We start from the raw sequence: 26,279 nt of genomic DNA, 5'->3' as shown, positions 1-26,279 counted from the left end.
GCCCCAGGCGCGAGGAGAGATTCTCGCGGCCCGAGCGGGGCGTCAAAAGCCTCTACGGAGGGAGCAAGAACGCGGGCCGCAACATGAAGTGAAGCCTGCAGCCTCGACAGAGAAACAATGGAGGAGCCGAGCCGCTCATGTCACGGCGAAGGCCACGTCCACCGCGCAGTCATCCGGATCAGAAAGCGCGGTGGGTCCTCCCGGGGTACGGGGCGCAGCACGCGTTCAAGGAGCGATGCGGAACAGGAGAGGCCCGTCTGCACGGCCCGTGTCGGGGCGAGGCGACTCGTATAAGCCGAAGGCGAAGTCGAGCGCTGTGCAGCGGGAGTCCGAGGGGGTCGTAGTACCGGCGATGGCGGCGCAGAACAACGCCGCCGGAGGGAAGGGCCCCTGGGGTGGTCGTGTCGGAGAAGAAGGTAAGCGCGAGGGCATGGCCTGCAGGACAGGTCCCAACAACCCCACGCGGCGCAGGCCGCGTGACAAAGTGCGAGAACTTCGACGCCGACTGTGGGCCGCGGCCAAGCGGCATCCGGGTCGCCGCTTCCATGCGCTGTACGACCGCATCTTCAGGCGTGACGTCCTGAGGGAAGCATGGAGGCGGGTGAAGAGGAACAGGGGCTCGGCGGGCGTCGACAGACAGACGCTGGCCGAGGTGGAGGAGTACGGCGTCGATCGCTTCCTCGAAGAGATCGCCGACGAACTCAAGGGCGGGACGTACCGGCCGAGCGCGGTCATGCGGCGGTACATCCCGAAGGCGGACGGGAAGAAGCGGCCGCTGGGGATCCCGACAGTCCGGGACCGAGTGGTGCAGATGGCGGCGAAGCTGGTGCTGGAGCCGATATTCGAGGCGGACTTCCTTCCGTGCTCGTACGGCTTCCGGCCGAAGCGCAGTGCGACGCAGGCGCTCGAGCGCTTGCGCGTGCTGGGAGCGCGCGGTGGGAACCACGTGCTCGACGCCGACATCCGCGACTACTTCGGCAGCATCGATCACGAGCGACTGATGAAGCTCGTGGCGATGCGAATCTCGGATCGCAGGGTCCTCAAGCTGGTGCGGCAGTGGCTCGAAGCCGGTGTGATGGAGGACAGCGAAGTGACGGCGATGCTCTCGGGGACACCCCAGGGCGGCGTCATCTCACCGCTGCTGTCGAACATCTACCTCGGCGTCCTCGACAAGCTGTGGCAGCGACGACACGCCCACCTGGGCGAGCTTGTGCGCTACTGCGACGACTTCGTGATCCTGTGCAGGACCGCGAAGGCGTGCGAGGAGGCCGAGGTCAGGGTCCGCGAGATCCTGCGACGGCTCAAGCTGGAGCTGCATCCCGAAAAGACGAGGCGCGTCGAGCTGAGCCGGGGACGGCAAGGCTTCGACTTCCTCGGCTGTCACCTGCGCAAGCGCATGTCCGGGCCGATCTGGGAGAAGGAGCATCGCAGGGTGTACTTCCTCCAGCGCTGGCCTTCGCAGCGCAGCATGACGCGGGTTCGGCACCGCGTGAAGGAGCTAACTGGCTCGAACCGCAACGGGGTCAAAGATGTCCGGGTGCTCATCCGCGACATCAACCCCGTGCTGCACGGCTGGGGTAACTACTTCCGCACCGGGAACGCCGCCGCGAAATTCAATCAGATCGACACGTACGTATGGCGCCGGCTCACGCACTTCATGGTGCGGCGCCATGGCCGACACCTGCGAGCCAACGACGTCGAAGGTTGGACAAGCGACTTCTTCCATGACCACGGGCTCCACCGACTACGTGGGACCGTGCAGTACCCGGAGGCCGCGTAATGCGACGGCCCGAGAGACCACCGGTAAGCCGTGTGCGGGAAATTCGCATGCACGGTTTGAACGGGGGTCTTGCCCAACTTCTCCGCCTCATGCGGAAAGGAAAGTAGGATCTACCAATGGTGGAGGCGGTCGCGGACGTCGGCGGCGATCTCGTAGGAGCGCAGGCGGGCGGCCGGGTCGAAGATCTGCGCGGTGATGATGAGCTCATCGGCGCCGGTGCGGGCCAAGAAGCCCTGCAGGCCGGCGTGGACCGTGTCGGGCGCGCCGATGAACGAGCACGACAGGACCTCGTCGAGGATCGCGCGCTCGTGCGGGGCCAGGCGGGCGTCGTAGCCCTCGATCGGCGGCGGCAACAGACCGGGCCGACCGGTCCGCAGCGAGACGAACATCTGCTGCAGCGAGCTGAGCAAGCGCCGCGCCTCGGCGTCGGTGTCGGCGGCGATGACGTTGGCGGCGACCATGAGGTGCGGCCGGTCGAGCCGCTCGCTCGGGCGGAAGTGATGGCGATAGACTTCGATGGCCCGCATCAGCGCCGCCGGGGCGAAGTGCGAGGCGAAGGCGTACGGCAGGCCGAGCATGCCGGCGAGCTGGGCCCCGTAGAGGCTCGAGCCGAGCAGCCACACCTCGATGTCGGCGCCGGCCCCCGGGACCGCCTGGACGGCCTGACCGGGCGCGACCGGGCGGAAGTAGCCGAGCAGCTCGCCGACGTCTTCGGGGAAGTTGTCGACGTCGCCGGCGAGGTTGCGCCGCAAGGCGCGGGTGGTCCGCATGTCGGTGCCGGGGGCGCGGCCGAGGCCGAGGTCGATGCGGCCGGGGAACAATGCGTCGAGGGTGCCGAACTGCTCGGCGATGACGAGCGGCGCGTGGTTGGGCAACATGATGCCGCCGGCGCCGACGCGGATCTTGCTGGTGCCGCCGGCGACGTGGGCGATGACGACGGCGGTCGCGGCGCTGGCGATGCCCGGCATGTTGTGGTGCTCGGCCAGCCAGAAGCGGTGAAAGCCGAGCTTCTCGGCGTGCCGGGCGAGTTCGAGCGTGCTGCGCAGGGCCGTGCCGGCGTCGGTGCCCTGGGCGATCGGTGCGAGGTCGAGGACGGAGAACGGGACCACGGGCTCACCTTACGCGATGCGACGGCCGCAGGCCCGAATCGCACGGGTCACGAAGAAGACGGAAGAGTTCGTCGTGGGCGGACGCCCGAGGGTGATGCATGCTCGTCGGCGATGACCGACCGACGAACGACGCCCGCGTTGCCGACGAGATGGCCGATCGTACAGGCGCCGATGGCGGGCGGGCCCGACACGCCCGCGCTCGCGGCCGCGGTGTCGAACGCGGGCGGGCTGGGCTCGCTGGGCTGCGCTTACATGATGCCGCAGGAGATCGAGGCGACGGCGGCGAAGTTGCGCTCGCTGACGTCGCAGCCGTTCGCGCTCAACCTGTTCGTCCGCGCCGACGCGCCCGACGATCCGGCGGCGACGGCGCGCGTGTCGCCCGTCCTGGCCGAGTTCCGCCGCGAGCTCGGCTTGCCCTCGCCGGCGCCGCCCGGCCGCGCGGCGCCGGAGTTCGAGGCGCAGCTCGAGGCGGTGCTGCAGATCCGGCCGGCGGTGTTCAGCTTCACGTTCGGGGCGCCGACGCGGGCCCAGATCGAGGCCCTGCACGCGCGCTCGATCGCGGTGATCGGGACGGCGACGACGGTCGAGGAGGCGGTGGTGCTGGCGGCGCTCGGGGTCGACGCCGTGTGTGCGCAGGGGGCCGAGGCGGGCGGGCATCGCGGGACCTTCCTCGGCGCGTTCGAGGACGGGCTGGTCGGGACCATCACTCTGGTGCCCCAGATCGCGGCGCGCGTGCAGGTGCCGGTGATCGCGGCCGGCGGGATCATGGAGGGTCGCGCGATCCGGGCGATGCTCGACATCGGCGCGGCGGGGGTGCAGCTCGGCACCGCGTTCATGACCTGCCCCGAAGCCGGCACGAGCGAGGCGCACCGCGCCGCGCTGGCGACGGCGTGGCGCACGGTGGTGACGCGGGCGTTCAGCGGCCGGCCGGCGCGAGGCGTTCGCAATCGCTTCAGCGAGGCGTTCGCGGCGGTCGAGGCGGCCCCGTTCCCGCAGCAGCAAGGCCTCACCCGGGACGTCCGCGCGGCCGCGGCGGCGCAGGGGCGGGCCGACCTCATGCAGCTGTGGGCCGGGCAGGGCGCGCCGATGGGTCGGGCGCTGCCGGCGGAGGAGCTGGTGGCGCTGCTGGTGCGCGAGGCAGGGCTGGCGACGTAGCGGGCGGACGATCGCGCCAGCGATGATTCGCGGCGGAGCGAAATGGCGGGACCGGCGAATCGTGGGTTCGCCGGCGGCGCGGACGCCTCATGATTGTGGTGCGAGCGACTTCCATGAGTCATTGTTCATTCGCGGCACGATGGGTCGCGCCGGTGCGGGCGCCGGTCCGCGGCGGCGGCGGGTGCGCCGCTTCGGCACACCCGACCACGCGGCGCCGGCAGCGGCGATAGAACGCGTTCCGAGGCGAGATTCGCCCGTCGGGTGAAGCTTCGCGGCGAAGTCGCTCCGCAAGCGCCAACGAAGCGACCGCGGGGCGGCCCGGCCGCCTCATCGGGGGACGTCCCGCGGCCCGCGTCGACGGGTCCCGCCAATTGAAGAGGCCGACGAAGACGCGGCGCAATCCAGCGCAGCCCGTGCAGCGAGCTGGACATTGAGGCGGGGTTCGCGGTACACGGGGAAGGGTCGTGCGCGGCGCTTTCGATGCTTCGAGGCGTCGGGTCGCGCGCGGAGGCGCCAGCGGTCGGAGGATTCATGCGAACCAGCAAGTCGGGCGGACAATACAACGGCGCGGCGCTCTATTCTTTCTTGCTCGGCTTGGGTCATTCGGAGGCGCTCGTGCAGAAGGTGCTGCGCGACGCCGGCGTCGATCGCATCGATCCGACGCGCTGGTACGACATCAACTGGGCGATGGAAATCTACTACGCCATCTACGAGAAGATCGGCCGCGGGGCGATGATCGCCGTCGGCAAGAAGATGATCGAGACGGCCCCGTTCCCGCCCGGCCTCGACGACGTGAAGAGCCTGCTGATGGGCCTCGACGCGGCCTATCGCATGAACGCCCGCGCCGCCGACATGGGCACCATCACCTGCGAATTCGACGACGACAACAGCGCGACTCTGGTGTGGACCACGCTCGGGCCGTGCCCGCTCAACGTCGGCATCATCGAGGGCTGCTGCTCTCGCGTGGGCGCGCCGGCGCTGGTCGAGCACGGCGCGGGCGGCTGCATGGACGAGGGCGGCTCGTCCTGCACGTACCTGGTGAGCTTCTGACGGCGGACCGACGATGCAGACGTCTTTCAGCTGGATCGAGGGCGCGCGGGCGGGCCTCGTCGCGGAGCTGGCCGAGCGCCTCGGTCGTCGCGCGGGCAGCGTGTTCCGCAGCGCCGGCGCGGCCACCTGCGAGGCGATCGCCGACAGCGTGATCGCGGCGCTGGTCGCCGACGCGGCGAGCGGCAAGGACACCGCCGGGCGCGAGGCGATGCTGGCGCTGGTGCAGCGATTCTCGGGGTCGCTCGGCTACGCCGACCTGCGCCACCTGTCGACCACGCTGCGACAGCTGGTGCTGGCCGCGGCGACCGAGGCCGAGCCGGCGGAGCGCCAGCGCGTCGAGGACTGGCTGTTCCAGCTGGTGCTCGTCGGGGCGATGCGGTTCGTGGCCCAGCGCGAGCAGACGTTCCAGGAGCAGGCGGCCCAGCTCGAGGTGCGCCAGCTGGAGTCGCAGCTCGAGGAGCTCAAGGCGGCCTTCGAAGAGAAGACGCGCCTGCTCGACGTCATCCGCCAGGCGTCGACCCCGATCGCGCCGGTCCACGAGGGCATCGTGGTGGTGCCGCTGGTCGGGATGTTCGACGCCCAGCGCGCGCAGCTGCTGACCGAGCGGCTGCTGCACGCGATCGGCGAGGCGCGCGCGAGCGTGGTGATCGTCGACATCTCGGGGGTGCCGCTGTTCGACAGCGACGCGGCGCAGCTGATCGTCCGCACCAGCCAGGCGGTGCGCCTGCTCGGGGCGCAGCTGCTGCTGGTTGGTCTGTCGCCGGGCGTGGCCCAGACGATCGTCGACCTCGGCGTGGACCTGGCGAGCCTCAAGACGCTGAGCTCGCTGCAGCACGGGATCGCCCACGCGCTGGCGCTGCGCAAGCTGCGGATCGCGCCCGTCGGCCGCTGAACGGCGGTGCTCTCATTCGCCGCGCGCTGCGGTGATTGGCGGCTCAGGTCGATTCGCCGGCGAGGGCGCGGTCGCAGGCGGCGACGCGCTCGCGCAGGAGGTCGCGCTCGCGGGCGTTGCGGGTCAGCGAGGCGGCGCGCTCGAGGTCGACGCGGGCCTCGGCGAAGCGGCCGAGCTTGAACAGGAAGTCGCCGCGCACGCCCGGCAGCAAGTGATAGCGGGCGAGGGCGGGCTCGCCGGTGAGGCGGTCGACGATCGCCAGGCCGGCCGCGGGGCCCTCGGCCATGGCGACCGCGACCGCGCGGTTGAGCTCGATGACCGGCGATGGCAACAGCTGATAGAGGGCGGCGTAGAGGGCGGCGATGGTGGCCCAGTCGGTGGCCTCGGGGGTGAGGGCGCGGGCGTGGCAGGCGGCGATGGCGGCCTGCAGGGCGTAGGGGCCGCGCGCGCCGCCGAGAGCGTCGATGCGCTCGAGCGCGGCCAGGCCGCGGCGGATCAACAGGCGGTCCCACAGCGCACGGTTCTGATCGTTGAGGAGGACCGGCTGGCCGCCGGGGCCGACCCGCGCCCGCGCGCGAGGCCTGGATCTCCATCAGCGCGACCAGGCCGTGGACCTCGGGCTCGTTCGGCATCAGCTGGGCGACGATCCGGCCGAGGCGCAGGGCCTCCTCGCACAGGGCCGGGCGCATCCAGTCGTCGCCGGAGGTGGCCGAGTAACCCTCGTTGAAGATGAGATAGATGACCTCGAGCACGGAGGCCAGGCGCGCGGCCAGCTCGGGGCCGCGGGGGACCTCGAAGGGCACGTTCTCCTCGGCGAGGGTCCGCTTGGCCCGCACGATCCGCTGGGCGATCGTCGGCTCGGGCACGAGGTAGGCGCGGGCGATCTCCTGGGTCGTGAGGCCGCCGAGCAGGCGCAGCGTCAGCGCGACGCGGGCCTCGCTCGACAGCGCGGGGTGACACGAGGTGAACACCAGGCGCAGCAGGTCGTCGCCGACGTCGTCGTCGAGCGCCGCGTCGAGCACGGCCGCGGGCGAGTCCTGGCGGGCGTCGATGGCGTGGCCGAGCTCGACGTGCTTGCGGCCGTGCCGCTCGACGCGCCGCAGGTGATCGATGGCGCGGTGCTTGGCGGTGGTCATGAGCCACGCGCCGGGGTTGTTCGGCACGCCCGCGGTCGGCCACTGCTCGAGCGCGGCGACCAGCGCGTCCTGGGCCAGCTCCTCGGCGATGCCGAGGTCGCGGACGAATCGCGTGAGCCCGGCGATCAGCCTGGCCGACTCGAGGCGCCAGACGGCGTGAATGGCGCGATGGGTGTCGGGGGGCATGCGAGAGGGACTAGACCAACTCCGCGGGCGGGCGCAAGGCCGGGGCCGTCAATTGCGGCCGCTTCGGGGCGAGCAGGCGACTGCAGGTTTGCGAGTGGACCCCGGCGGCGAATGATAGGAGTCGGGCGACGGGATTCAAGAGGCAGGCGGCAGGTCGTCGACGACCCATTGGGCCAGGCGGTGCTCGACGCGGAAGTAGAGGTCGCGGCGATCGAGCGGCGCGGCCAGGACGTGGCGCTTGAAGTAGACGTAGAACAGGTTGCCGGGGACGCCGACGAGGGCGCGGTGGCGCAGGGCGGGCGGCCCGTCGCCCGCGAGGTCGTAGAACGCGCGCAGGTCGATGCCCGGCTCGACGACGGCGCTGCGGAACACGCTGGCGCGGAGGGCCGGGCGGCGCGGGGCGGCGGCGAGGCGGGCCAGGACGGCGCGCAGCTCGGCGAGGCCGGCGTCGTCGCCGGGGAAGCCGAGGATGAGCTCGTCGTGCGAGAGGACGGCGATCCGGCGCTCGTCGAGGCCGCCCTTGCGGAGGTCGTCGGCGAGGGCGGCGGTCAGGCCGAGCTGCACGCGCTGGACCTTCTTCGGCTCGAGGTAGCCGAACAGCGCCTGGCGGAAGGCCTTGGAGCTGGCGAGCACCGGGTCGACCCCGCGGGCGGCGCAGAACTCGGCCCACGGGCCGTCGCCGAGGACGCCCTCGTCGTCGTACAGCTTGAGGACGCTGAAGTTGGCCTCGCGCAGGTCGAGCGAGACGAACCACGCACCTGTCTGTTCGGACAGGCGATTGCGGGTCGCCGGCGCCGGCCCGACGGCGGCGGCGCACAGGCGGGAGAGCGCGGGGACGGCGGCGAGCTCGTCGCGCAGGGCGAGGAGCTGCTGCTGGCGGTAGTCGGCGACCGTCAGGCCCTGCGCGGCGAGCCGCTGCTCGAAGGCGGCGAAGCGCCCGGCGAGGGCCGGCAGGTCGGCGTATTGGGGCGAGCGCGCGAGGGTCTCGAGGTAGTACGCGAGGTGCTCGGCCGCGGGGATGTGGAGGCGGAACAGCCGGCGAAACTCTTCGAGGTCGCGGATCACGGGGCGACGGTAGCACGCCGCCCGGGGGCTCAGAACGAGCGGAAGAAGGCCATGGTGGCCGCGGCGAAGTAGTCGCCGGGGATCTGGTGGCCGTACTGCGCGCCGTAGAGGCAGAAGCGGGTGGTGGCCGAGCAACCCTGATATTCGACGCACTCGTCGGGGGCGTCGCCGAGGTCGAGGCCGACGGCCCCGTCGACGCCGTCGCAGCCGCGCTCGTCGAGCCAGAAATCGCGGCACTCGAGGCCGGGGTCCTGGCTGCCGAAGTGCTCGTCGGCCTGGCCGAACATGGTCCACACGGCGGTGTCGCCGACGCAATCGATGAAGCCGCCGCGGTCCTCGAACCAATAGGGGGAGTTGGCGGCGACCGGGACGGTGGCGCGGAACCTGTCGCCGAGGAAGCAGGCGACGACCTGGGCCATGTCGCCGCCCTAGCTGACCGGTGGCGAACACGCGCTCGCGGTCGATGCAATAGTTCGCCTCCATGTAGGCGATCACCGCCTCGACGAACACGAGGTCCTGCTCGCCGTCGGCGGGCGCGGCGTACGGGCCGAGCACCCAGCCGCCGAGGTTGCCCCAGCCGTCGAAGTCGCGCCACAGCGGATCGGGGTAGACGAAGATCTCGTCGGGCCGCGGCTCGACCTCGTCGCCCTGCAGCCCGAAATAGGGCTCGATCATGTCGCCGACCCAGTTGGTGCCGGCGAAGCCGAAGATCAGGCGGTGCGGGACGTCCGGGTCGTAGTCGGGCGAACGGCGGAGATAAAACCGACGCAGGCCGTCGCCCTCGGGCCCGACGTCGATCGTGACGTTGACGCCGTCGGGCGCATCGGGCGGAGCGAGGCCACAACCAGGGGAGCCGAGTGGATCGCCGGTGGTGCCGGTGGTGCCGGTGGTGGGGTTGGAATGGGTGGTGCCGGTGCTCGCGTCGGTGGTGCCGATATCGGTGGTGGCGGTCGTCGTGGTGCCCGGATCGGCCGGCTCGGTCGGGGCTTCTGGGTCGGTGGTGCTGGTCGTGGTCTCGCCGGCGCTGCCGGTGCTTGCAGCGGTGGTGCTCGCCTCGCTGGCGCTGCCGTCGTCGCTGCAACCGGCGAGGGCGAGCAGGGCGGCGTGCGAGGCGGCGCGGACGAGCGAATGATAGGAGCGCGGGACGGCGAGCATCGGCGGCCAGGATAGCCCGATGCCGCGGGCGAGTCGCGCGGACGGGCGTTCGCAGCCCGATGACGAGGGCGGTGCGTCGTCGGTGACGACGAGGATGGGCAGCGCGTGAGCACGCGGCCGCTGCGACGTCGGCCCTGCACCCGGGCGCGAGGCCGTGCAGGGCGCGGCTGCGACGTCTGCCTCGCGCTGCGCCGGCGCGTTCGCGCGGCGTCAGGTCACGCGCTTGCGCGGAGGGGGGCGTGGTAGGATCCGCGCCGCGATGACGAACGATTTGCGGCGGATCTCCTGGCTCGTGCTCGTGTGTGGCCTCGGTTGCGGGCAGACGGGCGGGAGCGCGACGGCGCCGACGGGATCGACGACCGAAGGCGAGGCGACGACGACGACCACCACCACCGGCGGCACGACGGTCACGCCGACCGGTAGCAGCACGACGGCGGAGCCGACCACCGGCGAGCCCGACCCGTGCGCCGCGTCGCCGCAGGCGCTGGCCGATTGCATCGACCCGGCGGCGTACGCCGAGGACCTGCAATTCATCGCCGACGTGCGCACGCCCGGGACGCCGCACTGGAAGGCGGTGCAGGACCTGTGCGCCGATCGGCTGAGCGAGCTCGGGTACCAGGTCGTGTTGATGGACTACGGCACCGGGGTGAACGTGGTCGGGCGGCGGCTCGGCAAGGCCACGCCGGAGCAGATCGTGGTGGTCGCGGCGCACTACGATCACATCGCCGATTGTCGCGGCGCCGACGACAACGCCAGCGGGGTGGCGGCGACCCTCGAGATCGCGCGGCTGCTCGCCAAGACGGAGTTCGACCGCACGGTCCACGTGGCCTGCTGGGACGAGGAGGAGGACGGGCTCATCGGCTCCGAGGCGTACGTGGCGGCGGCCAAGGCGGCCGGCGACGACATCGTCGTCGACTTCAACTTCGACATGATCGCCTTCACGTCGGCCGCCGAGAACAGCCAGACGGTGCCGGTCGGGTTCGAGCTGGTGTTCCCCGAGGCCTACGCCGAGCTCGAGGCCAACGGGTTCCGCGGCGACTTCGTCGCCGTGATGAGCAGCGCCAAGGCGAACGCGCACGCGGCCGCCTACGCGGCGGCGGCCGACCGCATCGGCCTGCGCCGGGCGCTGATCGAGCTGCCCGGAGGCCAGGAGACGTCGGACCTGTTCGCCGACCTGCGGCGCTCCGATCACGCGCCGTTCTGGGACGCGGGCTATCCGGCGGTGTTCCTGACGGACACCAGCGAGTTCCGCTACGCCAATTATCATTGCATGGCCGGCCCCGACGAGGTCGCCAACCTGGACCTCGAGTTCGCGGCCGCGGTCACGCGCGCGACGGTCGAGGCCAGCGCGGTGGCCCTCGGGATGTGAGCGACCGGCCGCCCTGCGGGCGATCCCGCGGTCACTCGTCGCATTGCGCCGAGGTACGCATGAGGTCGGCGCCGGCCCGTGCGGGAACTCCGGCCAATGGCCGGGGTCGACCGCAACGCCGGCGCAGCGGCGGCACGGCGAGGGCGCACGCCCATGCTGGTGCTCGGGGTATCGCCCTGTCGCGCGCCGGGTCGGGCGCCGAGCACATTGTCGATTCGCCGCCCCGGCGCGCGCGAGCGGGCAGGGCGGGCCCGCGCAAATGCGACGATTCAGCCGGCGATCGGGCCAAAGCGCGGGTGCTTGCATTCGCGCGCGCGCCCTCCGGCGAAATTCCCGAGGGCCGCCATTGCCAATTCGCGGCGCTTGACGGATATGGACCGCCCACATGATTAAATCCATCTCCGCATACGCCCTGCCGCGCCTCTCGGCCGGCGTCTTGTTTACATTGAGCGGCGCGCTGCTGTCGGCGGGTTGCCCCGCGGACTCCGGTGATACGACGATGACCGGGACCGAGACCGACAGCGACACCGGCACCGACACCGCCGGCCCGACGACGTCGAGCGTCGACCCGACCGAGACCGGCGAGACGACGACGACGACCACCACCACCACCACGACCACCGAGCCCGAGACCACCACCGGTCCGACGTCGACGACGACCACGACGTCCGAGACGACGACGACGACGGACGGCGAGACGACGGCGGTCGAGACGACGACGAACGGCGAGACGACGACGACGACGACGGACGGCGAGACCACGACCACCACCGGCGTGGTCGAGGAGACCACGACCACCGGGACCGAGACCGAGACCGGCGAGACCGAGACCGGCGAGACGACGGACACCGGCGGCCCCATCAAGCCCGAGGACTGCGAGGAGCTGCCGATCCTCGGCATCGAGCTGCTCAGCCAGCAGGAGTTCCAGCTCGAGAGCGCCGCCCCGGTGCCGCTAATCCGCACGCCGGCGACGCAGACGAGCATCACCGCCGACGAGGCGCTGTTCGACCTGCTGCGCATCATGTTCGACGGCGACGTCGCCGTCGGCGTGCATCCGCTGGACCCGGACCCGAACCACGCGATCCCCAACTTCGTCAACCAGTACGTGACGGTCAGCAGCGCGACGGTCACGTACCAGGAGGACCTCGAGGGCCAGACCTACAAGAAGACGTTCGTCGCGGTGGCCGGCGAGCTCGAGGTCTTCGACATGCTGTCGTCGCACCAGACGCACGGCCGCGTGCGCCACGTCGAGCTGCGCGAGATGGTGAAGAACGGCGACCTGCTCGAGCCGGTGGATGGCGGGACCTGCTACTGGATTCAGGAGGCGGAGTACGACGTGCGGCGGCCGAACGGCTGCACGCCGTACACGGACGACGCCTGCCCCGCGGAGCAGTTCTGCATGCCGGTCAACGCGATCGGCACCGACGGCGTGTGCGTCGCCGGCGGCGAGAAGGCGGAGGGCGAGGCCTGCGCGCTGGTCGACCCGAACGGCTGGGACTCGGACTGCGCGCTCGGCCTGCGCTGCGTCGACTTCGGCGACGGGCACGAGTGCGGCAAGGTCTGCGACGTGCTGTCGGACGCGCCCGGCTGCGCCGAGGACACCCACTGCGGCGGCGGCTACAACCTGTGCCTGCCGCACGAGCTGCTGCAGATGAGCGGCGTCGACCCGGCGCCGCTCGGCGAGCCGTGCGTCGACAACCCGACCGCGCTCTACTGCGGCGGCGACGGCCGCCCGGGCCACTGCTACGACGACGACGCCGAGGGCCCGCTGGCCTCGACGTGCCTGCCGTTCCTGCCGGCGCCGTCGCACTGCGAGGCGCCGCAGACGGCCGGCTACGTGGCCTACAAGGCCGGCATCGACCGCTCGACGCTGTGGTGCTTCACGCCCTGAGCCGCGCGTGAGGGCCCGCGACGCGGCGGCGATCGAGCGGACGATCGCCGTCGCGTCGTCCTCGTCCCGCGGGCATCATGCGGCGCAGGAGACGACATGGCCAGACCGAAGGCTCCCGAGGGCGACCTGAACACGTACGGCTGCGAGGCGTTCGCCCACGCCGGGGTGACGCACCCGGTGTATCGCAAGGGCGCGGGCCCGGCGGTCCTCGTGATCACCGAGATGCCGGGCATCTCGCCGCAGGTGCTCGGGTTCGCCGACCGGCTGGTGGGGCTCGGCCTGTCGGTGGCGCTGCCGCAGCTGTTCGGGACGCCGGGCTTCGACGCCGCGAGGGCGCGGCCGCTGGCCCGGCTGCGCGGCGCGGTCAAGGTGCTGGCCGAGGTGTGCGTCAGCCGCGAGTTCACGATGCTGGCGACCGGCCGCAGCTCGCCGGTGGTCGACTGGCTGCGCGCGCTCGCGGTCCACGAGCACGCGCGCTGCGGCGGGCCGGGCGTCGGCGCGGTCGGGATGTGCTTCACGGGCGGCTTCGCGCTGGCCATGGCGACCGAGCCGCGCGTGCTGGTGCCGGTGCTGTCGCAGCCGTCGCTGCCGCTCGGGCTGACCGCGCGCCAGCGGCGGAGCATCGACTGCGGGCCCGAGGAGCTGGCCGCGGTCGCCGGCCGGTGCGCGCGCGAGGGCCTGCAGGTGCTCGGCCTGCGCTTCCACGGCGACCCGCTGGTGCCGCCGGAGCGGTTCGGATTCCTGCGCGAGCGCCTCGGCGACGGCTTCGTCGCGGTCGAGCTCGCGCAGCGCGACGGCCACCCGGAGGAGCTCCTGCAAAAGCACCACTCGGTGCTGACGGGCGGCCTCGTCGACGCGCCCGGCGAGCCGACGCACGCGGCGCTGCAGCAGGTGCTCGACCTGCTGCGGCGCAAGCTGCTGCCGGCGGCGTGACGGGCTGTTCGAGGGGCATGTCCCGAAGGGCATGCGTCGGAGAACATGTTTTTAGGACATGCTCTGGAGGGCATGTCCCGGGCGCCAGCCGCGGCGGACGGCCGCCCGTGAGGCGATGGCGGCCGCCTGACCGGGCTCAGTGGAGGTCGGCGACCTCGAGCGGCCAGCCGCGACCTACGGCCACCAGCGAGTGGGTGGCGGCCAGGGCGGCCGGGTGGGCGAGCGGGGCCGGATCGCCCTTGGCGCCGAGGGCGAAGGCGCCCAGCGGGGTGACGGCGAGGACCACGAGCTTGCCCCCGAGGGCGAGGAGGCGCGTGACCGGCGGCGTGACCCGCTCCTTGCCCGGGAGGGCGACCTCGGCGAGCGGCTGGCCGTCGGCGTCGAACCAGTGGAGCCGGCCCTGGCTCTTCAAGACCAGGCGGCCGGCGCCGTCGAACTCGCCGAGCCAGGCGTCCTTCAGCGGGATGCGGGCGAGCTCGCGGCCGTCGTGCGTGTCGTGGACGAGCCAGGCGTCGCCCGACTGCCAGGCGGCGCGCCGACCGTCGGGCGAGATGCAGGGCCAGTCGTGGCCGGTCCAGGGGGCCGGGGAGGCGCGGAAGGTCGCGCCCTCGCGCAGCCAGCAGCGCGGGACGTGCTCGCCGCGGGTGGAGTCGTAGACCGAGGCCTTGAACAGCGAGCCGTCCTCGCTGACGAACAGGCCGCTGGTGCTGCCGACGTCGTCGGCGGCGATCGTGGCGATCTCGGCGACCTCGCGGCCCGCGGCGTCGAGCTCGATCAGGCGCCCGGTGTCGTCCTCGGTGCGGACCAGGACGAAGGCGCCGCCGGTGCGCTCGATCGGCGCGGCGTCGAGGACCTTCAGCGGCAGCGGCTCGCTGCCGGCGGCGGTGAAGCGGAACGCGTCGCCGCGGAACCACACCAGCGCGGCGTCCTGCCCGAGGGCGAGGGCGCCGGCGAAGTAGCCGGAAAAGTTGTCGGCGCGCGCCAGCACGGCGCCGGTGGTCGAGCGCAGCTCGGCGGCCCGCTGATCGGAGAGGCCGAGGATCAGCGCGCTGCCGTCGCGGGTGACCCGCGGCTCGTACGACGGCGGGGACATGTGCGCGGCCCGGACGGCGCCCTTCGGCAGCTCCTGGGTGAAGCGCACCGCGGCGTCCTGGCCGAGGTACATCAGCTGGTTGTCGTTGACGCGCGCGACCAGGCCGTCCGTGGCGGGGGCCGAGCTGAAGTCGTCGACCTCGGCGGCCGGACCGGCGAAGCGCAGGCCGGTCGGCTCGAGCGTGGTGACGAACAGCTGCTTGCCGCGACGCGCGAGGGAGAGGAGGTTGCCGCGGCCGTCGCGGTGCAGCAGGCCGAGGTGCGAGTCCTGCTGGACCTGCAGCTGTTGCTTGCGCGTGACCTCGCCGCTCGCGTCGGCCCAGACGACGGCGCCGGCGGCGGTGCCCCACACGAACGCGCCGGCGGAAGTGCCCCGGGCGAGGGCGGTGATCGGGCCATCGGTCGACGGGAGGGTCCTGGCGATCACGCCGCCGCGCAGCACCGCGGCAGCGCCCGCGGTGGCCGCCGCGACGGTGTCCCTGGCGATCGCGGCGAGGCCGACGATCGGGCCGTCGAGGCCGCCGAGGCGGACCAGGGCGCCGCCCGGTTGCCAGGCGGCGACGCTGCCGTCGGCGAAGCCGATCAGGGCGCGCGTGCCGTCGGCCGCGAGCGCGGTCACCCTCGCATCTGTCTCGAGAGACACCTCGCCGACCGGCTCGCCGTCGCGATGGGCGCGCAGCTCGGTGCGTCCGGCCGTGACGAGCACGTCCTCGGCGAGCAGGGTGAAGCTCAGGAGACCGAGGTGCTGGGCGGCCCACACGGGCTTGCCCAGGGCGGTCCGGCCGCGCTTCTGCGTCACCTCGTGGGCCTCGACCGCGCCGCTGTCCCAGCCGACCACGACCCGGGCGCCGTCGGCGGTGAAGGCCGCGCCGAGCCGCCGCGCGGGGGCGGCGTAGGCGGCGGTGTCGGTGCTGTCGCCCTTCTTGATGCCCTTCAGCCAGGCGGCGTCGCGCACCGCGAGGGTGAAGGTGACGCTGGCCTTGGGCACGCTGCTGCGCGCCGACTCGAGGCACTCGGCGACGAATTCGTGGAGCTCGCCGGGGCTGGCGTGGGCGTCGACGAAGTCGGCGCGATCGAGGGGGCGCCGGCGCCGAGAGCGGACAGCAGGCGCAGGGCGAGGATCGGGCAGAACGAGACGGTGACGCCCTTCGCGAGCGAGCGCACGGTCAGCTTGATCTCGGCGCCCTTGAGCGCGGCGACCTTGACGGAATGAATGGCGGTGGACATGGGGGGACGCCGACCATCTTATTGTTGCAGTCGCTTGGCCATCGGGCGATCACCTCAGGTGACGGGCCCGGGCGCGGGGTGCAGGGCGAGTCGGTCGGTCGCATCGACCCGCGCCCGGTTCGGCCGCATCCTCGAGCCGCTGCCGCAGGCGGACCGGGCCCGAGGGGCCGCTGCGGGCGGCGGGCAGCACGGCTTGCCTGCAGTTCGTGTGCGCGGCCGGGTCCTTCGCGCTATCCTCGCGTGTATGAAGTATTTGGCTTGTTCGATCCTCTTCGTGGCGCTCCCGGGGTGTACCGACAAGGGCAGCGACCCGGGCACCGAGAGCGAGACCGCGGACACCTCGAGCACCACCGCGCCGGACAGCGCGACCACCGGTGACGACTCGACGACGACGACGACGACGAGCGCGACGGAGCCCACCTCCACCGGCGAGCCGGACGAGACGACCGGGACCGCGAGCGGCAGCACGACGGCGCCGCTCGACGAGGCCTGCGCGTTCGTGATCGGCAAGGAGTTCGTGTCGAAGAAGCAGTACCCGTGCGGGCCGCAGCCCGACGACGTGCCGGTCGAGACCTGCCCCGACCGCGTCCGGTTCCAGAGCGCGGACGAGTTCGCGTACCAGAGCGGCGACTACGGGATCGGCGGGGCCTACACCTGCGAGGCCGGGGCGATCGTCGCCGAGGCCGAGGGCGAGTCGTTCCACGGCACCGTCGACGCGGTCAAGGCCGAGCTGGTGTGGAACGACGAGCTCTTCGAGGTCGAGTGAGGGCCGGCTGTCCCTCGGGACATGGACGGGGGGCGGCAATCGTTCTACGATCGCGGGCCGTCATGCGCCGCCTCGCCGCCCTCGCCGTCCTCGCGCTCGCAGTCACATGTCTCTGGGGACAGCCCGACCTCGCCGCGGCCGCGCCGCCGCCGGCGCCGGCGCCCGCCAAGGCGTACCTGCTGCGCCCGGCGCGGGTGTTCGAGGGCGCGAGCGAGCAGCCGCGCGAGGGCTGGGTGGTGCTGGTCCGCGGCGAGCGCATCGCCGCGGTCGGGCCGGCGGCGCAGGTCGGCGCGCCGGCCGACGCCGAGGTGGTCGAGCTGCCGAACACGACGCTGCTGCCGGGGCTCATCGAGGGGCACTCGCACCTGCTGCTGCACCCCTACGACGAGACGACGTGGAACGACCAGGTGCTGCGCGAGCCGCTGACGGTGCGCGTGGCGAGGGCGACGAACCACGCCCGCGAGACGCTGCTGGCCGGCTTCACGACGGTGCGCGACCTCGGCACGGAGGGCGCGGCCGAGGCCGACGTCGGCCTCAAGCAGGCGATCCAGCAGGGCATCATCCCGGGGCCGCGGGTGCTGACGACGACGCGGGCGATCGTCGCCACCGGGACGTACGCGCCGAAGGGCTTCGCGCCGGAGTGGCACGTGCCGCAGGGCGCGGAGGAGGCCGACGGCGAGGATCTGATCCGGGTGGTGCGCGGCCAGATCGCCCGCGGGGCCGACTGGATCAAGGTGTACGGCGATTACTCGTGGGGCCCGAGAGGCCAGGCGCTGCCGACGTTCTCGCAGGCGGAGATGGAGCGGATCGTGGCGACCGCGCGCGACGGTCGACGGCCGGTGGTGGTCCACGCGAGCACGCCCGAGGGGATGCGCCGCGCGGTGCTGGCCGGGGCCGAGACGATCGAGCACGGCGACGGCGGGACGCCCGAAATTCTCAAACTGATGGCCAAGCGCGGGGTGTACTACTGCCCGACGCTGGCGGCGACCGACGCGATCCAGCAGTACGCCGGGTGGAAGAAGGGCGCGGCCCCGGAGCCGCAGGCGATCCGCGACAAGCGAGCCACCTTCCGCGCGGCCCTCAAGGCGGGGGTGCCGATCTGCAACGGCAGCGACGTCGGGGTGTTCAGCCACGGCGACAACGTCCGCGAGCTCGAGCTGATGGTCGACTACGGGATGAAGCCGGTCCAGGCGCTGCGCGCGGCCACGGCGGTGAACGCGAAGATGCTGCACCTGGCCGACAGCATCGGCCAGGTCAAGGTCGGGCTGCTCGCCGACCTGGTCGCCGTCGAGGGCGACCCGACGCGCTCGATCGGGGCGCTGCGGCAGGTCCGCTTCGTGATGAAGGGCGGGGCGATCCACCGTCGGTGACGGCGGGCCACGGGCTGGCCCTCGGAGCATGTCCTTGAGGACATGCTCGTGCGGACATGGCGACGAGGCTCGAGGACGGCGGCCGCAGGGGGCCGCATGGCCTTTGGGACATGCTCGCTCCTTGGTTCAGGGCGCCCCGGCGCCGGCGATGGCTGAACGGGCATGTCCCATGAGGCATGTTCTCGAGGTTACGGGTCGAGGACGACGACGAAGCCGTCGCGGCCGCCCTGGCTGGTCTGGGCGCCCTCGCCGAGGTCGATGGCATTGTAGAATTGCCGACGGCGGCCACGGAGCCGGCGGCGGACGCGGTGACGTGGGCCCCGTACTGCTCCTGCGGGCCGCCGAGGCGCTTGCTCCACCCGGGCTGGCCGCCGGGGCTGAACTTGGCGACGAACACGTCGCGGTACTCGACGGCGGTGAGGGGGCCGCTGCCGAGGTCGCAGGTGTTGCGGAAGGTGCCGATGGTGACGAGGTTGTCGAGGCCGTCGACGGCGACGTTCTCGGCGATCGATCCGCCCTCGCACAGCTCGCGGCTCCACAGGTGGTCGCCGTTGCCGTCGAGCTGGGCGAGGTAGCTGACGACGATGTTGCCCTGGAGCGGGCCGCCGCCGAAGTCGAGGACGCCGCTGGTGCCGCCGGCGAGGGCGACGCGGCCCTTGCTGTCGACCGCGAGGCTGCCGACGTTCTGGCTGCCGGCGTCGCCCCAGCGCTTGCCCCACAGGGTGGCGCCGGCCGGGTCGAACTTGATGAGGAAGATGTCCTCGGAGCCGGCGCTGGTGAGCGGGCCCGTGCCGGGGTCGAAGCTGCCGCGCAGGCCGCCGCTGACGAAGATGTTGCCCGCGGGGTCGGGGGCGATGCCCATGCCGACCTGCCACTCGGGGTCGCCGAAGCCGCGGCTCCACAGGTGGGCGCCGGCGCCGGTGAACTTGGCGACGAAGAGGTCGTTGCCGCCGGCGCTGACGAGCGGCGCGCCGCCGAGCGGGAGCGTGCCGTAGAAGGCGCCGGTGAGCAGGATGTTGCCGCCGGCGTCGAGCGCCAGATCGAGGGGGGTCACGTCCTCGCCGGCGATGAAGGACTTGCTCCACACGTGCTGGCCGTCGCCGTCGAGGCGCGCGAGGAAGAGGCCGGTCTTGAGCGTGGGGTTTTGCAGCGGGCCGCCGCCGAAGTCGATGTCGCCGTTGAAGATGCCGCTGAGCACGATGTCGCCGTCGTCGGCGATGGCGAGGCCGTATTCCGGGCCGCCCTGGTAGTCGCCGTCGCCGAAGCGCTGGCTCCACAGGATGGCGCCGTCGGGCGCGAACTTGGCGAGGAAGACGTCGTAGCCGGCGTGGACGAGCGGGCCGTCGCCGAAGTCGATGTCGCCGTTGCCCCACGCGGCGACGACGACGTTGCCGGCGCCGTCGAAGACGACCCGCGCGCCCTCGTCGTCGCCGGCCTCGCCGAAGGTGAGCCCCCAGGCGAACTCGCCGTCGCCCTGGCACGGGTCGAGGCCGTCGCAGCTCTCGTCGCCCGGCTCGTCGCAGGTGTCGGGCGCGGGCACGACCTCGCCGAGGCAGGGGCCCCAGGTCTCGTCGCGGCCGCACTCCTGCTGCCCGGCGACGCACTCGCCGACGTCGAGGGTGCCGTCGGGCCCGCCGTAACAGCTCTGGATGTCCCCGGGGACACATTCGCCGACGACGCCGGTGTCGGTGCCATCGGTGGTGTCGGTGGTGGACGTGGTGGACGTGGTGGACGTGGTGGACGTGGTTTCGGTGGTGGTGTCGAGCGTGGTGGTGTCGAGGGTCGTGGGATCGATGGTGGGATCGCCGGTGGTGGGATCGACCGCGGTGGTGTTTTCGCCCGTCGTCGTGGTGGTGGGATCGGGGCCGGTCTCGGTGGCCGGGCCGGTGGTCGTGGGCGGGGGCGACGGATCGGTGGCGACAGTCGTGGTCGTCGGACCGCTGGTGTCGGCCGGATCGGTGTCGGTCGACGCCACCGACCCGCCTGGACAGGCAGCGAGCACGACAGGGGAGAGGAGCAGCAGAGGAGTCCAGTTCATGACGAGGCGTATAACCCGCCGCGATCGACGATGTTGCTAGGTCAAATATGCGACCGATCCGTCGATCGTCCGCGCGCATTTTGGAGCGCCGGTCTCGGCCCATTCGCGGGTAGCGACGATCGAGGGCACCGCATGCAATGCGGTGGTGCGGTGATTCGTGGTCTTGCCGCGGTCAGGCGGGCGAGAGGCGCCCGACGATCCGCCGCGCCGGCTCGAGATCGAACTCGTGCCGGGCGGGGTCGACGTCGGACCAGCGCGAGCAGGACACCGTCATCAGCATGACGGGCAGGGTATCACGCTCGGGCCCTGGCGCGGCTCCACGGACGAGACGGCACCGTGACGAGGACGCGAGCTGGTGCGTCGCGGCCGAGTGGCGTGCGCACCACCAGGCCGCGGCGGCGCAGTGCTAGACTGGACGCCCATGGCTCGTCCGCGCGCCCGCAAGCTCGTGATCGCCATCGTCGTCGGGCTCGTGGCGGGGGCGTACTTCGTCTACCCGTACGCGGTGGTGGCTCTGCTGGCGCGCTCGATCGCGGCGGCCAGCACGGCGACGGAAGAGACGGAGGCGCTGTGCCGGGCGAATCACTGGTTCCATTCCGGCTGGGCGCCGACGTACTCGGTGGAGACGCGCGACCGCGACGGAGCCGATCTGCGGCCGTGGCAGGACGGGTCGTACGAGCGCGTGGCCGCGGTCACGCTGACGTGGATGACCGGTCAATCGGTGTCGCGCGAGCTGCTGTCGCGCGACGGGCTGTCGTGCGTGTTCGGGGAGTGAGCAACCGGGGTCCGCGTGGTCGCGGACTGTCGTCAATGGCTTTGGGGACAGGTTCACCCCGCCGAGGACTCGCCCGGCAGGGCTCGGCGGGCTCGTGGCGAGGGCCCGCGCGGGAGTCGGGCGAGCGCGGTCAAGCGCTCGCGGTCATGCGGCGCCGCGCTCTTCCTCCCCTTCGACTTCTTCGACTTCTTCGGCCTCTTCGAACTCGCCGATCATGGCTTGCATGGCCTCGTCGCGGGCTTGCTCGTACTCCGCGGCGATCTGGGCGGCCTCGCGGGCGGAGAGCACTGCGCGAGCCATCGGGAACAGCTCGCCCTCCTCCTCGTCGACGTGGTGGCCGACCATGTCGGCGAGCACGTGGACCTTCGCCGACCACTCCTCGTCGCGCGGGGACATGTCGGCCAGCTCCTCGAGCAGGACGTCGACCTGCCGGTGCTCCTCGATGCTGACGCGGATCTTCTCCGAGGCGCTCTTCTCGTTCAGCAGCCGCGAATAGACGGTCGACTCCTCGCCGCGCGAGTGCGGCACGAGCTTGAGCTGGACCTCGGCGAACAGCTCTGGGCGGCGTTGCCCTTGGCCTCCTTGAGCTGGTGCAGCAGCTCGCTCACTTCCTCGTGTTCGCGCTTCAGGATGGCGTAGATCTCGGGCTGGGTCTCGGGCTGGGTCCCGGATTTGGTCTTGGGCATGGTCGTGTTCCTCGGGGCTGGGGTCATTGGATCGGCAGTCGTCCGGTCCCGGTCGCGGATGCGAGGGGCTCGGAGGGGCCGCCGGTCAGGTTGCTGAGATCGCCGTGCAAGCGGGCGCGCTCGGCCGCGAAGCAGGCGCCGAGGCCGGTGGCCTCGCGATCGCTGAGCGCGACCCTCGCCGTCGAGAAGAGGCTGCGCTCCTCGTCGTGCAGGTGCCGGGCCAGCTCCTCGCACAGCGAGGCGATCGTGGGGCGCCAATGGTCGTCGTCGGCGAGGGCGCGCTCGGCGTCGAGGAGGCGCACTTCGAGGCGCTTGTGCTCTTCGAGGCCCTGGAGGGCCCGCTGCTGGGTGGTCTTGACGTGGATCAGGTAGCTGTAGAGGACGCCGGCGGCGGCGCGCGTAGGCGACGTACTGGCGGCGCAGCTGGTTGAAGGGCTGCAGTCGGTCCGCCCCGGGCTCGACGCCGCGGAGGCGGACGATCGAGCGCCGGAGCCGCTCGTGCTCCTCGCGCAGGTGCTGGAAGATCGAGGCCATGATGACGCTCCTCCGGCCGCCCCGAGCTCGGCGATGCCGACCCGGCGGCCTGGAACGAGGGTGCGCGGATTTGTTGCATGGGCAAGAGACGGCGACCGAACGACGACGCGGTCGCGCGCAGCGGCGGTCGATCGCTCGATGGGACCAAGCCGCGGCGAAGCGAGCCGGAAGAGCCCGCCGCTGCGAGCGCGACGACGAAGGTCACTGCGAGCACGGTCGAGCTTCGCGCGCAGGACGCGACCTCGGACAATCCATTGGCTTTTAAGATAGAGACGACGGAGACGAATGGCCGCTGCCGCGTCGGCTCCTCGCGGTGGTCCACTGCAGCGATCGCCGGAGGTGCGCCGAAGGTCGCGCGCGGCCAAGGAGGGGCGCGAGGCGAGGGGGCAAAGCGTCGGGCTGCAGCCTCCGGGCGGTGATTCGGCTGCCGGTGATATGAATGCGCGTCCCGCCAAACTCGAAGCGGAGACCGGCGATTCGTCCGATCGCGGGGGTGGCGTGGGGACGGTGACGAGAATACGCGTCTCACCCGAAGTGCGGGGTGGAGACCGGCGATTCGTCCGATCGCGGGGGTGGCGTGGGGACGGTGACGAGAATGCGCGTCTCACCCGAAGTGCGGGGTGGAGACCGGCGATTCGTCCGATCGCGGGGGTGGCGTGGGGACGGTGACGAGAATGCGCGTCCCACCCGAAGTGCGGGGTGGAGACCGGCGATTCGTCCGATCGCGGGGGCGGCGTGGGGGCGGTGACGAGAATGCGCGTCCCACCGAAGTGCGGGGCGGAGACCGGTGATACGTCCGAGCCCGGCATCAGGGGCGGCGATGAGAATGCGGGGGCCGCCGGGCCGTGATTCGTCGCAGACGGCGAGGCCGCGCGGCGTGCCGACGAGGGTGCTCGCGCTGCGGCGCTCGCGTGTCGCGACTCGGCCGGCCGACGCGCTCAGGCGTGGGCCGGCCGCGTGGGCCCGCGAACGGCGGGCTGCTAATGGGGCTGGCTCGGGGTCGGGGCGGGCTCGCCGGCGGGCTTGTCGGGCGAGGCGGCGCCCGGGCCCCGCCGGGCGGCTCGTGGCCGGGATCGGGGGTGTGGACGTTGCTCGGGTTGGCGGCGCCGGCGGAGGGCCCGGGGGTGCCGCTGTTCGCGGGCTGGGCCGTGGGATGAGGGTTGGTGCGGGTGTCGGTCGGCGCCGGGCCCCCGGCGGTTGATTGCGGCTGGCCGGCGGAGGCTCTTTGGTGCGGTCGCCGCAGGCCGCGAGCGCGATCAGGCTGGCGAGGCCGAGCCGGAGGGGGAGGTTCGAAGGGAGCGCATGGTCGGTTCCTTTCTCGTGCGCGTCCCGATGGCACGACCGGTGGCGGCGTCATGGGGGCGCGGGGTCGATGTCTCTGTCGCGGGCGTAGCGATGGTGCGAGTCGAGCGCCCGGGCAAGGCGGACCTGCTCCAGCGGTTCGCCCGTCAATGCCATCAGTTCCTCCTCGGTCGGGGGCCGTCCGTGGAGGGTGGTGAATTGCGCGCAGGTGCTGCGGAGTTCGGCTCGCGGGCGAGGGCCGGGCGCCGGCGGCGGCGCGAGGTGGCGGCGGATCATGTGCCGGATCCACCACTCGGCGAAGCGGTCGAAGCGGACGCCGCGGCGGGGATCGTAGCGCCCCACGGCCCACTGCAGCCCCTGGCTAGCGGCGACGACCAGCTCGGCGCAGCCGCGCCCGGGCGGCCGCAGGGCGCGGACGAGGCGGCCGATCTGCTCGTCGCGGGCGCGCAGGAGGTTCAGGGCGGCGTCCAGGGCCGCCTGGCGCCGCTCCAGGATGTCGCACCAGCGGCCGAGGGTGGGCTCGGCGACAGGGACCGAGCGACGGGCGAGGATGTCGCCGACGAGGCGGCGGACCACACAGCGGTCGGGATCGGCGGGCCCCAGCGCCTCGGAGGCGGCCCGACGCGCGGCTTCGTAGGCCAGGCGCGCGCCGAGGTCGTCGTTGCGGCCGAGGTCCCGGGCGGCGGCTTCGAGGCGCCGCAGGGGGCCGTCGGGGCGCAGTTCGGGGTGCAGGGCCCGGTGCGCGAGCTCGGCGATCGAGGCGAGCGCTGCGGGCTGACCGAGCAGCGCGCGCCACAGGTCGGCGCGCAGCTCGAAGCAGCGGACGGCCGGGCTGGTGGACGGGAGGCGCGAGACGGGCAGCGCGTCGAGGGGACGGTCCCGTCCCGCCGGTGCCAGCGCGCGCGGAGAAACAGCCGGGGAGCGGGCGGGGGTCATGACGGCGCTGAAGACCAGCGTGTCCGGGAGCGCGGGAGGTCGCAAGTCGCGGGTCGGACGAATCATTGTTCGTCTGCGGCGAGATTGCGGCGAGACGCATGTGCGAGCGCCGGCGGAATGGCTCTTCGGGTCGCGGCCGTCGGTGATGCGCGAGGCGCGATCGAGGAGCGCCTGTACTTTGGGACAGTTTGATAATGGGTCCGATGGGCGGTGGGGGGAGCCGGGGACTGGGGGTTTTCCGGGCTCGGCTCGGCGCTTCGCGGCGGCGAGGAGGAGCGCAGGGGTGCTCGGATCTCGGCGGACGGCGATCGAAGTTCCGCGTTTTTCATGGCGGCGCGTCGGGAGCGGTGGGCTCTCACCTGGTCTTTCGAGCAGGTCGAGGTCGGCCGGCCGCGGCGACTCGTCGCTCGCAATCGTCGGTCGTCGGCCGCTCGCTCGCAGCGGGTCCGTGCACGATCGCGTGAGGCGTGAGAATCGTGCTGCCGCGTCGGGGGACGGCTCCTTGCCGGCAGTCGTCGGCCTGCGGCGGCTCGCTCTGCAGCGGTGCGCGTGGTTCCGTCGCAGCGGGGGCTCGCGGGCCTTCGCCGGCTCGCTCCGCAGGAAATATGGGCATCGCCTCGCGGCCGAGGTCTGCGGTGGACTCGCGGGCCGGCCTTCGCCGGCTCGCTCCGCAGGGGATGTGGGCATCGCCTCGCGGCCGAGGTCTGCGGTGGACTCGCGGGCGGGCCGTCGCCGGCTCGCTCCGCAGGGGATGTGGGCCCCGGGTAGCCGTCGCTATTCCGGTGTGACTTCCATGAAGCGACTGCATCGTCTCGCGGCCGAGGTCTGCGGTGGGCTCGCGGCGGTTCGTCGCTCGCAGTCGTCGGCCTGTGCCTGCCTGCTCCGCAGCGGGTATGCATAGTCCCGAGAGCTCGCGAGGCCGACGACTGCGGCGGAATCTTGGGAGAGGGCGCGCGGGATGCAAGGCGGCGTGATTTCATCGACGCGGGCCGGCGAGGCACTCGGGGCAATGGGTCCGCGGCGCGCTCGAGCGGCGGGCGTCGGTGCGCTCGCCTCGCCAGCCGCGAATCGCGCCCCGTCTGGGAAGAACCCCGGAAAACGAGGGCTGTGATGAATTGCTCAAGGTCGGCCTCCGCCGGGGAAGGCGCCGCCCATTCCCCTTTCGCACGGCACCGAGCGGTTGCCGCCCCGACCGATCCGACCAAGGTAGGCCGGACGACGATGCGCGAATTCGCTACTGCCCTACAGGCCCCGAGTCCGCAGGAAGCGAGCACGAGCCGGGAAAATCGGCGCAAGGCCCGCGGGGGGCTCGCGGCGCGAATGTCCATTCGGCCCGCGCGCCGCAGCGCTCCCTGTCGAGTCCGCACGGCAGGGTCCCCCTGGAAAATCCCTCGGGGGCGCGGTCGTCGCGGCGGGCGATCGCGAGTCCCGCGATTCGGGCGCCTCCTCCATGGATGGGCCGAGATCGTCGAGCGCGAGCGTGGGCGGCGACATCACCTTTGTGCTCACTCCAGGCGGCGCTTGCGGCGGGGCGCGCATTTGCGGCGTCGACGAGTTCGGGGGCGGCTCGAAGTCGGACGAGGCGGGTGAGTTCGTCGACGTCGAGCACACCGGGGACCGGGTCGGCGTCGCGAGCGTCGCGACGTTCGGCGGCTATCATCGCCCCGGTGCATGCGGACTCCTCGAACGATCGAGGGTCGTCCGCGCCGAGTCCGACGGCGAGGACGCGTCGGATCCTGCCAGGAACTGCAGTGCGTCCCTCGTCTGCCGGGCGGGCGATCCGCGCGACGAGCGGCGCCACTGAGCCAGTCCACGAAGCGAGCTCGATGTCA

The 26,279-nt window shown here is 72.4% G+C and carries 22 protein-coding genes and 1 pseudogene; 12 read left to right on the top strand and 11 right to left on the bottom strand.

Features of this window, described 5'->3' with window-relative positions:
- Positions 1 to 352 precede the first annotated feature (352 nt).
- Complete coding sequence (ltrA, locus tag OV079_RS16620) at positions 353 to 1,780, top strand: group II intron reverse transcriptase/maturase (protein ID WP_267769734.1); 1,428 nt, start codon at positions 353 to 355, stop codon at positions 1,778 to 1,780.
- 110 nt (positions 1,781 to 1,890) lie between these two features.
- On the opposite strand, the gene OV079_RS16615 is transcribed toward ltrA, so the two are convergent.
- Entirely contained in the window at positions 1,891 to 2,889 is a 999-nt protein-coding gene (locus tag OV079_RS16615) for an LLM class flavin-dependent oxidoreductase (protein WP_267769733.1), read from the bottom strand.
- A gap of 111 nt (positions 2,890 to 3,000) precedes the next feature.
- Between OV079_RS16615 and OV079_RS16610 the strand changes: the two genes are divergently transcribed.
- The 3 genes from OV079_RS16610 (at position 3,001) to OV079_RS16600 (ending at position 5,986) form a co-directional block, all read left to right on the top strand.
- A complete protein-coding gene (locus tag OV079_RS16610) occupies positions 3,001 to 4,044 on the top strand; it encodes an NAD(P)H-dependent flavin oxidoreductase (RefSeq protein WP_267769732.1) in 1,044 nt (347 codons plus the stop codon).
- Between the two features lie 531 nt (positions 4,045 to 4,575).
- A complete protein-coding gene (locus OV079_RS16605; protein WP_267769731.1) occupies positions 4,576 to 5,094 on the top strand; it encodes a hypothetical protein in 519 nt (172 codons plus the stop codon).
- Positions 5,095 to 5,107: 13 nt separating this feature from the next.
- Positions 5,108 to 5,986, top strand: coding sequence for an STAS domain-containing protein (locus OV079_RS16600; RefSeq protein WP_267769730.1), 879 nt, complete (start codon positions 5,108 to 5,110; stop codon positions 5,984 to 5,986).
- A 43-nt stretch (positions 5,987 to 6,029) separates the two neighbouring features.
- Here OV079_RS16600 and OV079_RS58040 read toward each other — a convergent pair.
- From OV079_RS58040 to OV079_RS16585, 3 genes and pseudogenes are all read right to left on the bottom strand, one after another.
- A pseudogene (locus OV079_RS58040) lies at positions 6,030 to 7,308 on the bottom strand (RNA polymerase sigma factor).
- Between the two features lie 135 nt (positions 7,309 to 7,443).
- Positions 7,444 to 8,373: a hypothetical protein gene (locus tag OV079_RS16590; RefSeq protein WP_267769729.1), complete on the bottom strand. Its 930-nt coding sequence runs from the start codon at positions 8,371 to 8,373 to the stop codon at positions 7,444 to 7,446.
- A 29-nt stretch (positions 8,374 to 8,402) separates the two neighbouring features.
- Positions 8,403 to 8,792: an alpha/beta hydrolase family protein gene (locus OV079_RS16585; protein ID WP_267769728.1), complete on the bottom strand. Its 390-nt coding sequence runs from the start codon at positions 8,790 to 8,792 to the stop codon at positions 8,403 to 8,405.
- Positions 8,793 to 9,241: 449 nt separating this feature from the next.
- Between OV079_RS16585 and OV079_RS16580 the strand changes: the two genes are divergently transcribed.
- The 4 genes from OV079_RS16580 to OV079_RS16565 all read left to right on the top strand — a co-directional run bounded on the left by OV079_RS16580 (position 9,242) and on the right by OV079_RS16565 (position 13,721).
- Entirely contained in the window at positions 9,242 to 9,505 is a 264-nt protein-coding gene (locus OV079_RS16580) for a hypothetical protein (RefSeq protein WP_267769727.1), read from the top strand.
- A gap of 282 nt (positions 9,506 to 9,787) precedes the next feature.
- Positions 9,788 to 10,897, top strand: a complete 1,110-nt coding sequence (locus OV079_RS16575) for a M28 family metallopeptidase (RefSeq protein ID WP_267769726.1) — start codon at positions 9,788 to 9,790, stop codon at positions 10,895 to 10,897.
- Between the two features lie 385 nt (positions 10,898 to 11,282).
- Positions 11,283 to 12,788 (top strand): hypothetical protein, encoded by a 1,506-nt coding sequence (locus tag OV079_RS16570; RefSeq protein WP_267769723.1) that lies wholly within the window; start codon positions 11,283 to 11,285, stop codon positions 12,786 to 12,788.
- Between the two features lie 96 nt (positions 12,789 to 12,884).
- Positions 12,885 to 13,721 carry a dienelactone hydrolase family protein gene (locus tag OV079_RS16565; RefSeq protein WP_267769721.1) on the top strand — a complete coding sequence of 279 codons (837 nt, stop codon included), beginning with the start codon at positions 12,885 to 12,887 and terminating at the stop codon, positions 13,719 to 13,721.
- A 136-nt stretch (positions 13,722 to 13,857) separates the two neighbouring features.
- Here the strand turns inward: OV079_RS16565 and OV079_RS16560 are convergent, their stop codons facing one another.
- Positions 13,858 to 15,801 (bottom strand): hypothetical protein, encoded by a 1,944-nt coding sequence (locus OV079_RS16560; RefSeq protein WP_267769720.1) that lies wholly within the window; start codon positions 15,799 to 15,801, stop codon positions 13,858 to 13,860.
- Positions 15,747 to 16,040 (bottom strand): hypothetical protein, encoded by a 294-nt coding sequence (locus OV079_RS16555; protein ID WP_267769719.1) that lies wholly within the window; start codon positions 16,038 to 16,040, stop codon positions 15,747 to 15,749. The genes OV079_RS16560 and OV079_RS16555 overlap by 55 nt, the downstream gene beginning before the upstream one ends.
- Before the next feature lie 244 nt (positions 16,041 to 16,284).
- Here OV079_RS16555 and OV079_RS16550 point away from each other — a divergent pair, with 244 nt between their 5' ends.
- Together OV079_RS16550 and OV079_RS16545 are read left to right on the top strand one after the other, a co-directional pair.
- Positions 16,285 to 16,806 (top strand): hypothetical protein, encoded by a 522-nt coding sequence (locus tag OV079_RS16550; protein WP_267769718.1) that lies wholly within the window; start codon positions 16,285 to 16,287, stop codon positions 16,804 to 16,806.
- 62 nt (positions 16,807 to 16,868) lie between these two features.
- Positions 16,869 to 18,176 (top strand): amidohydrolase family protein, encoded by a 1,308-nt coding sequence (locus tag OV079_RS16545; protein WP_267769717.1) that lies wholly within the window; start codon positions 16,869 to 16,871, stop codon positions 18,174 to 18,176.
- Here OV079_RS16545 and OV079_RS16540 read toward each other — a convergent pair.
- A complete protein-coding gene (locus OV079_RS16540) occupies positions 18,061 to 20,214 on the bottom strand; it encodes an NHL repeat-containing protein (protein ID WP_267769715.1) in 2,154 nt (717 codons plus the stop codon). The two genes, OV079_RS16545 and OV079_RS16540, sit on opposite strands and share 116 nt — an antisense overlap.
- A 421-nt stretch (positions 20,215 to 20,635) precedes the next feature.
- Here OV079_RS16540 and OV079_RS16535 point away from each other — a divergent pair, with 421 nt between their 5' ends.
- Complete coding sequence (locus tag OV079_RS16535) at positions 20,636 to 20,989, top strand: hypothetical protein (RefSeq protein ID WP_267769714.1); 354 nt, start codon at positions 20,636 to 20,638, stop codon at positions 20,987 to 20,989.
- Positions 20,990 to 21,133: 144 nt separating this feature from the next.
- On the opposite strand, the gene OV079_RS16530 is transcribed toward OV079_RS16535, so the two are convergent.
- From OV079_RS16530 to OV079_RS16515, 4 genes are all read right to left on the bottom strand, one after another.
- A complete protein-coding gene (locus OV079_RS16530; RefSeq protein WP_338088906.1) occupies positions 21,134 to 21,517 on the bottom strand; it encodes a hemerythrin domain-containing protein in 384 nt (127 codons plus the stop codon).
- Positions 21,469 to 21,675, bottom strand: a complete 207-nt coding sequence (locus OV079_RS16525; RefSeq protein WP_267769713.1) for a hypothetical protein — start codon at positions 21,673 to 21,675, stop codon at positions 21,469 to 21,471. Before OV079_RS16525 ends, OV079_RS16530 begins: the two co-directional genes overlap by 49 nt.
- Before the next feature lie 23 nt (positions 21,676 to 21,698).
- Positions 21,699 to 21,977, bottom strand: coding sequence for a sensor histidine kinase family protein (locus tag OV079_RS16520; RefSeq protein WP_267769712.1), 279 nt, complete (start codon positions 21,975 to 21,977; stop codon positions 21,699 to 21,701).
- A 1,585-nt stretch (positions 21,978 to 23,562) separates the two neighbouring features.
- Positions 23,563 to 24,447 carry a sigma-70 family RNA polymerase sigma factor gene (locus tag OV079_RS16515; protein ID WP_267769711.1) on the bottom strand — a complete coding sequence of 295 codons (885 nt, stop codon included), beginning with the start codon at positions 24,445 to 24,447 and terminating at the stop codon, positions 23,563 to 23,565.
- Between the two features lie 1,480 nt (positions 24,448 to 25,927).
- Between OV079_RS16515 and OV079_RS16510 the strand changes: the two genes are divergently transcribed.
- Positions 25,928 to 26,251, top strand: a complete 324-nt coding sequence (locus OV079_RS16510) for a hypothetical protein (RefSeq protein WP_267769709.1) — start codon at positions 25,928 to 25,930, stop codon at positions 26,249 to 26,251.
- Positions 26,252 to 26,279: the final 28 nt, after the last annotated feature.

Source organism: Nannocystis pusilla, assembly GCF_026626665.1.
In the GTDB taxonomy this organism is placed as follows: domain Bacteria; phylum Myxococcota_A; class Polyangia; order Nannocystales; family Nannocystaceae; genus Nannocystis; species Nannocystis pusilla.
Note: the sequence above shows the minus strand (reverse complement) of the source record. Positions and strands in the feature narration are given on the sequence as shown.

Coding starts and splice junctions, on each gene's coding strand:
- OV079_RS16605 (WP_267769731.1), top strand. CDS start 4,576: ATGCGAACCAGCAAGTCGGGCGGACAATACAACGGCGCGGCGCTCTAT.
- OV079_RS16555 (WP_267769719.1), bottom strand. CDS start 16,040: ATGTCCACCGCCATTCATTCCGTCAAGGTCGCCGCGCTCAAGGGCGCC.
- OV079_RS16525 (WP_267769713.1), bottom strand. CDS start 21,675: ATGCCCAAGACCAAATCCGGGACCCAGCCCGAGACCCAGCCCGAGATC.
- OV079_RS16540 (WP_267769715.1), bottom strand. CDS start 20,214: ATGAACTGGACTCCTCTGCTGCTCCTCTCCCCTGTCGTGCTCGCTGCC.
- OV079_RS16545 (WP_267769717.1), top strand. CDS start 16,869: ATGCGCCGCCTCGCCGCCCTCGCCGTCCTCGCGCTCGCAGTCACATGT.
- OV079_RS16610 (WP_267769732.1), top strand. CDS start 3,001: ATGACCGACCGACGAACGACGCCCGCGTTGCCGACGAGATGGCCGATC.
- OV079_RS16600 (WP_267769730.1), top strand. CDS start 5,108: ATGCAGACGTCTTTCAGCTGGATCGAGGGCGCGCGGGCGGGCCTCGTC.
- OV079_RS16535 (WP_267769714.1), top strand. CDS start 20,636: ATGGCTCGTCCGCGCGCCCGCAAGCTCGTGATCGCCATCGTCGTCGGG.
- OV079_RS16515 (WP_267769711.1), bottom strand. CDS start 24,447: ATGACCCCCGCCCGCTCCCCGGCTGTTTCTCCGCGCGCGCTGGCACCG.
- OV079_RS16585 (WP_267769728.1), bottom strand. CDS start 8,792: ATGGCCCAGGTCGTCGCCTGCTTCCTCGGCGACAGGTTCCGCGCCACC.
- ltrA (WP_267769734.1), top strand. CDS start 353: ATGGCGGCGCAGAACAACGCCGCCGGAGGGAAGGGCCCCTGGGGTGGT.
- OV079_RS16565 (WP_267769721.1), top strand. CDS start 12,885: ATGGCCAGACCGAAGGCTCCCGAGGGCGACCTGAACACGTACGGCTGC.
- OV079_RS16570 (WP_267769723.1), top strand. CDS start 11,283: ATGATTAAATCCATCTCCGCATACGCCCTGCCGCGCCTCTCGGCCGGC.
- OV079_RS16575 (WP_267769726.1), top strand. CDS start 9,788: ATGACGAACGATTTGCGGCGGATCTCCTGGCTCGTGCTCGTGTGTGGC.
- OV079_RS16550 (WP_267769718.1), top strand. CDS start 16,285: ATGAAGTATTTGGCTTGTTCGATCCTCTTCGTGGCGCTCCCGGGGTGT.